Raw genomic sequence first — 5,492 nt, 5'->3', positions numbered from 1 at the left:
TGGTGGCTGCGCGGCGGTTGCGGGAGTTGACGGGTGCGCGGTTGCATAATTTGTATGGTCCGACCGAGGCCGCGGTGGATGTGACGTTCCATGAGGTGTCGGATGCGGATGTGGTGTCGGTGCCGATTGGTGTGCCGGTGTTCAACACGCGGGTGTATGTGTTGGATGGGCGGTTGCGCCCGGTGCCGGTGGGGGTTGCGGGTGAGTTGTATTTGGCGGGTGCGCAGTTGGCGCGTGGCTATCTCGCGCGGCCGGATCTGACCGCGGACCGTTTCATCGCCGATCCGTTCGGTGCGAGCGAGCGCATGTATCGCACGGGTGATCTGGTGGCGTGGTCGGCTGTGGGTGAGTTGGAGTATCTGGGTCGTACTGATTTCCAGGTGAAGGTGCGTGGTCTGCGGATCGAGTTGGGGGAGATCGAGTCGGCGTTGACGGCTCATGAGTCGGTAGCGCAGGCGGTGGTCGTGGTGCGTGCGGATGATCGGCTGGGTGACCAGCTGGTCGCCTATGTGATCGCGATCGTGGGTCGTGTGGTGGATGTCGACGGCGTGCGTGGGCGACTGGCTGCTGAGTTGCCCGCGTATATGGTGCCTTCGGCGTTCGTCGTGCTCGAGGAGTTCCCGTTGAACGCTTCGGGCAAGTTGGATCGTAGGGCGTTGCCCGCGCCGGTGTTCGAGGCGAAGGTGTTCCGTGCGCCGACCACGCCGGTGGAGGAGATCGTGGCGGGGATCTTCGCCGAGGTGCTCGGTGTCGCGCGGGTGGGTCTGGACGACGACTTCTTCGACCTGGGTGGCAACTCATTGCTGGCCACCCAGGTGACCGCGCGGCTCAGTGCGGCCCTGGACACCCGGCTCGCGGTACGTGACCTGTTCGAAGCCTCTGCTGTGGCATCGCTGGCCGCCCGGGCTGAACGTAATGCCGGGTCCGGCCGGAACCGGCCCAGCTTGATGGCGGGGGAGCGCCCTGCGCGCATTCCGCTGTCGCCTGCACAGCAGCGGTACTGGTTCCTCAACCAATTCGATACGGCCACATCCGCGGTGGACAACATCCCGCTGGCGGTTCGGTTGGCGGGCACGCTCGATGTGGCCGCGCTGGAACAAGCTATTGGTGACGTGTTCTCCCGTCATGAGGTGCTGCGTACCGTCTACCCACGCTCGGCGGATGGCCCGCATCAGGTGATCCGGCCGGCGGTGCGGTCCTCGGTGGCGCTCACTCCGATCGAAGTTGCCGAGAAGGACCTGCTCGACACCGTCGTCGGCTTCGCGCTGACCACCTTCGATGTCACTGTCGAAGTGCCTTTGGCCGTGGCGTTGTTCCGGGTCGAAGCGGGATCGGGCACCACAGACCACGTGCTCGCGTTCACTGTGCACCACGTCGCCGCCGATGGTTCATCGATGGGTCCGCTGGCCAGGGACGTGATGGCCGCTTATGCGGCCCGCGTGCAGGGCGAGGTGCCGCAGTGGCAGCCGCTTCCGGTGCAGTACGCCGACTACGCGCTGTGGCAGCGCGCGGTGCTCGGGTCCGAGGATGATCCGGAATCGCCTGCCGCGCAACAGGTGGCGTACTGGCAGGCGACGCTGGCCGATCTGCCCGATCAGCTGGAGCTGCCCACCGACCGGCCACGCCCGCCCGCACAGTCGTTCCAGGGCAAGGCGATTCGCTTCGAAATCGATCCGCAGCGGCATGCCCGCTTGCACGATCTGGCGCGTGCGCATAACGCATCGCTGTTCATGGTGGTGCACACGGCGCTGGCAGTGCTGCTGGCTCGGTTGTCGGGCACCGGCGACATCGTGGTCGGCACCCCGATCGCAGGCCGGGGCGAACGTGAGCTCGACGATCTTATCGGTATGTTCGTCAACACTTTGGTGTTCCGCACCAGGGTGGAGCCCGCCGAGCGCTTCGCCGATCTGCTCGGCGATGTCAGAGAACGCGACCTGGAGGCGTTCACCAACGCTGATGTGCCGTTCGAGCGCTTGGTCGAGGTGCTCAACCCGGTGCGCTCGACTGCGCGTAACCCATTGTTCCAGGTGGGTCTGTCGTTCCAGAACCTGGCTGAGACCACCTTCGAGCTACCCGGACTTACGGTGAGCACAGTCGACTTCGATTCGCAGCTGGCCAAGACCGATCTGCATGTCACGCTGTACGACCGGTACGCCGAGGACGGCACACCCGCCGAGATCATCACCGAGTTCGGTTATGCCACTGATCTATTCGACGAGGTCACGGTGCAGGGCTTCGCCGACCGGTTCCTGCGCGTGATCGACGCTGTGCTGGCCGATGCCACCGTGCGGGTCGGCGAGATCGCCCTCCTCGCAGCGGAGGAGAGCGAGCGTATCCTCACGGTGTGGAACGACACCGAGCACGAGGTCGATGACACTGCGACGCTGGTATCGCTGCTGGATGCCACCGTGTCCGCGACGCCGACGGCGGTGGCGCTGTTCGCCGACGATCCGTCCGGTCCGCGGGAACTGACCTACGCTCAGCTGGATGCCAGGGTCAACCGGCTGGCCAGGTACCTGATCGGCCGCGGTGTCGGCCCGGAGGATCGGGTTGCGCTGGCGATGCGCCGCTGCACCGAGCTCGTTGTCGCTATGTACGCGGTCGCGAAAACCGGTGCGGCGTACGTGCCGATCGATCCAGATCAGCCCGCCGAGCGGACCGATTACATCCTGACCACCGCCGCGCCGGTCTGCGTGCTGACCACCGGGCGGGATGGCATCCGCACCAGGGTGGCCGATACCGTGCGAATCGACACACTCGATCTCACCGCGTACTCGGATACTCCGGTGGCCGTGACCGAGCGTAATGGCGCACTGCTCCCGGCGAACACCGCGTATGTGATCTTCACGTCCGGTTCGACCGGAAAGCCGAAGGGTGTCGCGGTTCCACATGCGGCGATCGCCAACCAGTTGCAGTGGAAGGCATATGCTTTCGGCCTCGGGGCCGACGATGCGGTGTTGTTGAAGACCGCGGCGACCTTCGATCTGTCGGTGTGGGAGTTCTGGTCGGCCGCGGTATCCGGTGGTCGTCTGGTGATCTCGGCTGCTGACGGGCACCGCGACCCGGCGTATCTGAACGAGTTGATGCGCACCACCGGCGTTACCACGTTGCATGTGGTGCCATCCATGCTGGAGGCATTGCTGACCGAGTCCGACGGCAACCTGGCAGCTTCGCTGCGGCGGGTACTGGCCATCGGCGAGGCATTGCCCGCCGCGACCGCCAAGCGGTTGCGGCGCGACAACGCCATCGAGCTGCACAATCTCTATGGTCCGACCGAGGCGGCGGTATCGATTACCAGCCACCAGGTCACCGACGCCGACGAGGTGACGGTGTCGATCGGCGCGCCGGAATGGAACAGCCGAGTCTATGTGCTCGACTCTCGCCTGCGGCCGGTACCGGTCGGTGTTCCTGGTGAGCTGTATCTGGCCGGTGTGCAGCTGGCGCGTGGGTACTTCGGCCGTCATGAGCTGACCGCGGACCGGTTCGTCGCCGATCCGTTCGCCTCGGGGCAGCGGATGTACCGTACCGGTGACCTGGTGGCCTGGAGTGTCACCGGTGAACTGGACTACCGGGGCCGCACCGACTTCCAGGTGAAGATCCGTGGCTTCCGTATCGAACTGGGCGAGATCGAAGCCGCGCTGCACCGGCAGGATTCGGTGAGCGCGGCCGCGGTGATCGCGCACCATGATCCGAGTATCGGCGACCGGCTCGTCGCCTATGTGGTGATGCGGGTACCAGGCAAGATCGACCAGCGCGCACTGCAATCCGCACTATCGACCGAACTGCCCTCGTATATGGTGCCGTCGGTGCTGATCCAGCTGGATGCGTTGCCGCTCAACGCGAATGGCAAGCTGGATCGCAAGCAGCTGCCGCAGCCTACTTTCGAGAAGGTGATTTTCCGCGCGCCGGTCACACCGATCGAGCAGATCGTCGCCAACACGTTCGCCGAAGTGCTACGGATCGATGACCGCGAGGGCGTCGAGACCAAGCGACTCGGTCTCGACGACGACTTCTTCGCCTGGGGCGGCAACTCGCTGCTGGCCACGCAGGTCGCTGCCCGGCTCGGTGAGGCGCTCAACACCAGGGTGCCGGTGCGCATGCTGTTCGAGGCCTCTACCGTCGCCACGCTCGCGGTGCGGGTGGAACAGCACGCTGACAAGGGCGATCGGCGCGCGCTCACCGCAGGGCCGCGTCCGGAGCGCATCCCATTGTCGCTTGCGCAGCAGCGGATGTGGTTCCTCAACCGGTTCGACACTCAGTCGGCGGCTTACAACGTACCGGTCGCGGTGCGGTTGTCCGGTGCGTTGGATGTGCCCGCAATGCGTGCCGCGATCGCGGATCTAGTGAGCAGGCATGAGATCTTGCGCACTATCTACCCACAAACCGATTCGGGTCCGGTGCAGGTCGTCCTGCCGACCGCGCAGGCGCTGCCTCGACTGGATGTACGGGTGGTCACCGCGGCGGACATCGAACCTGCTGTGGTCGAGCTGACCTCGACGACCTTCGATGTCACCACTGAGGTGCCGGTGAAGGTCGCCCTGTTCCAGGTTGCCGGGGACGGCGCGGAGAACGCGCCGGACGCTCCCGCGGACTACGTCCTGGCCATGGTGGTGCACCACATCTCCGGTGACGGTTCCTCGGTCGGTCCGCTGACCAGGGACCTGATGATCGCCTACGCTGCGCGGTCGGCGGGTGAAGCGCCGAACTGGGCGCCGCTCGAAGTGCAGTACGCGGACTACAGCATCTGGCAGCGCGAACTGCTCGGCAGCGAGGACGATCCGGAATCGCTTGCCGCCGAACAGATCGCCTACTGGCGGCAGGCGCTGGCCGACCTGCCCGACCAGCTCGATCTACCTTCGGATCGGTCACGGCCCGCGGTGCAGTCGTTCGCAGGCGACAAGGTCGAACTGCGAGTGGACGCCCGGACCCATCAGGCGCTGATCGAATTGGCCGGTGCGGAGGGCGCGACGCTGTTCATGGTGGTGCACACCACGCTCGCGATCCTGTTGGCTCGGTTGTCCGGCACCGACGACATCGCGATCGGTACGCCGGTGGCGGGCCGCGGTGAGCGTGAGCTGGATGATCTGATCGGTATGTTCGTCAACACCGTGGTGTTCCGAACCAGGGTCGATGTGGGTGAGTCGTTCACCGATATGCTTGCCAGGCAGCGCAAGACGGACATCCAGGCATTCGCCAATGCCGATGTGCCGTTCGAGCGTTTGGTGGAGGTGCTCAACCCGGTGCGTTCGACCGCGCGGCACCCGCTGTTCCAAGTGGGCATGTCGTTCCAGAACCTTGCGCACACCACTCTGGAGCTGCCCGGCTTGAGCGTGTCCGGACTGGACATCAATACCGAGCTGTCGCAGTTCGACCTGCACCTGATCGCGACCGACCGCTATGACGAGGCAGGCGAGCCTCTGGGCATTACCGGGTTCTTCACGTATGCGATTGATTTGTTCGATCGTGTGACGGTTCAGGGTTTCGCGGATCGT

1 protein-coding gene is annotated in these 5,492 nt (G+C 65.3%); it reads left to right on the top strand.

Annotation, left to right across the window (positions count from 1 at the left end):
• A partial coding sequence (locus ACX4ZE_RS22410; protein ID WP_480275447.1) for an amino acid adenylation domain-containing protein occupies positions 1-5,492 on the top strand: 5,492 nt, incomplete at both ends.

This window comes from Nocardia sp. TBRC8007 (genome assembly GCF_056629435.1).
This window is presented reverse-complemented; position numbering and strand designations above follow the sequence as displayed.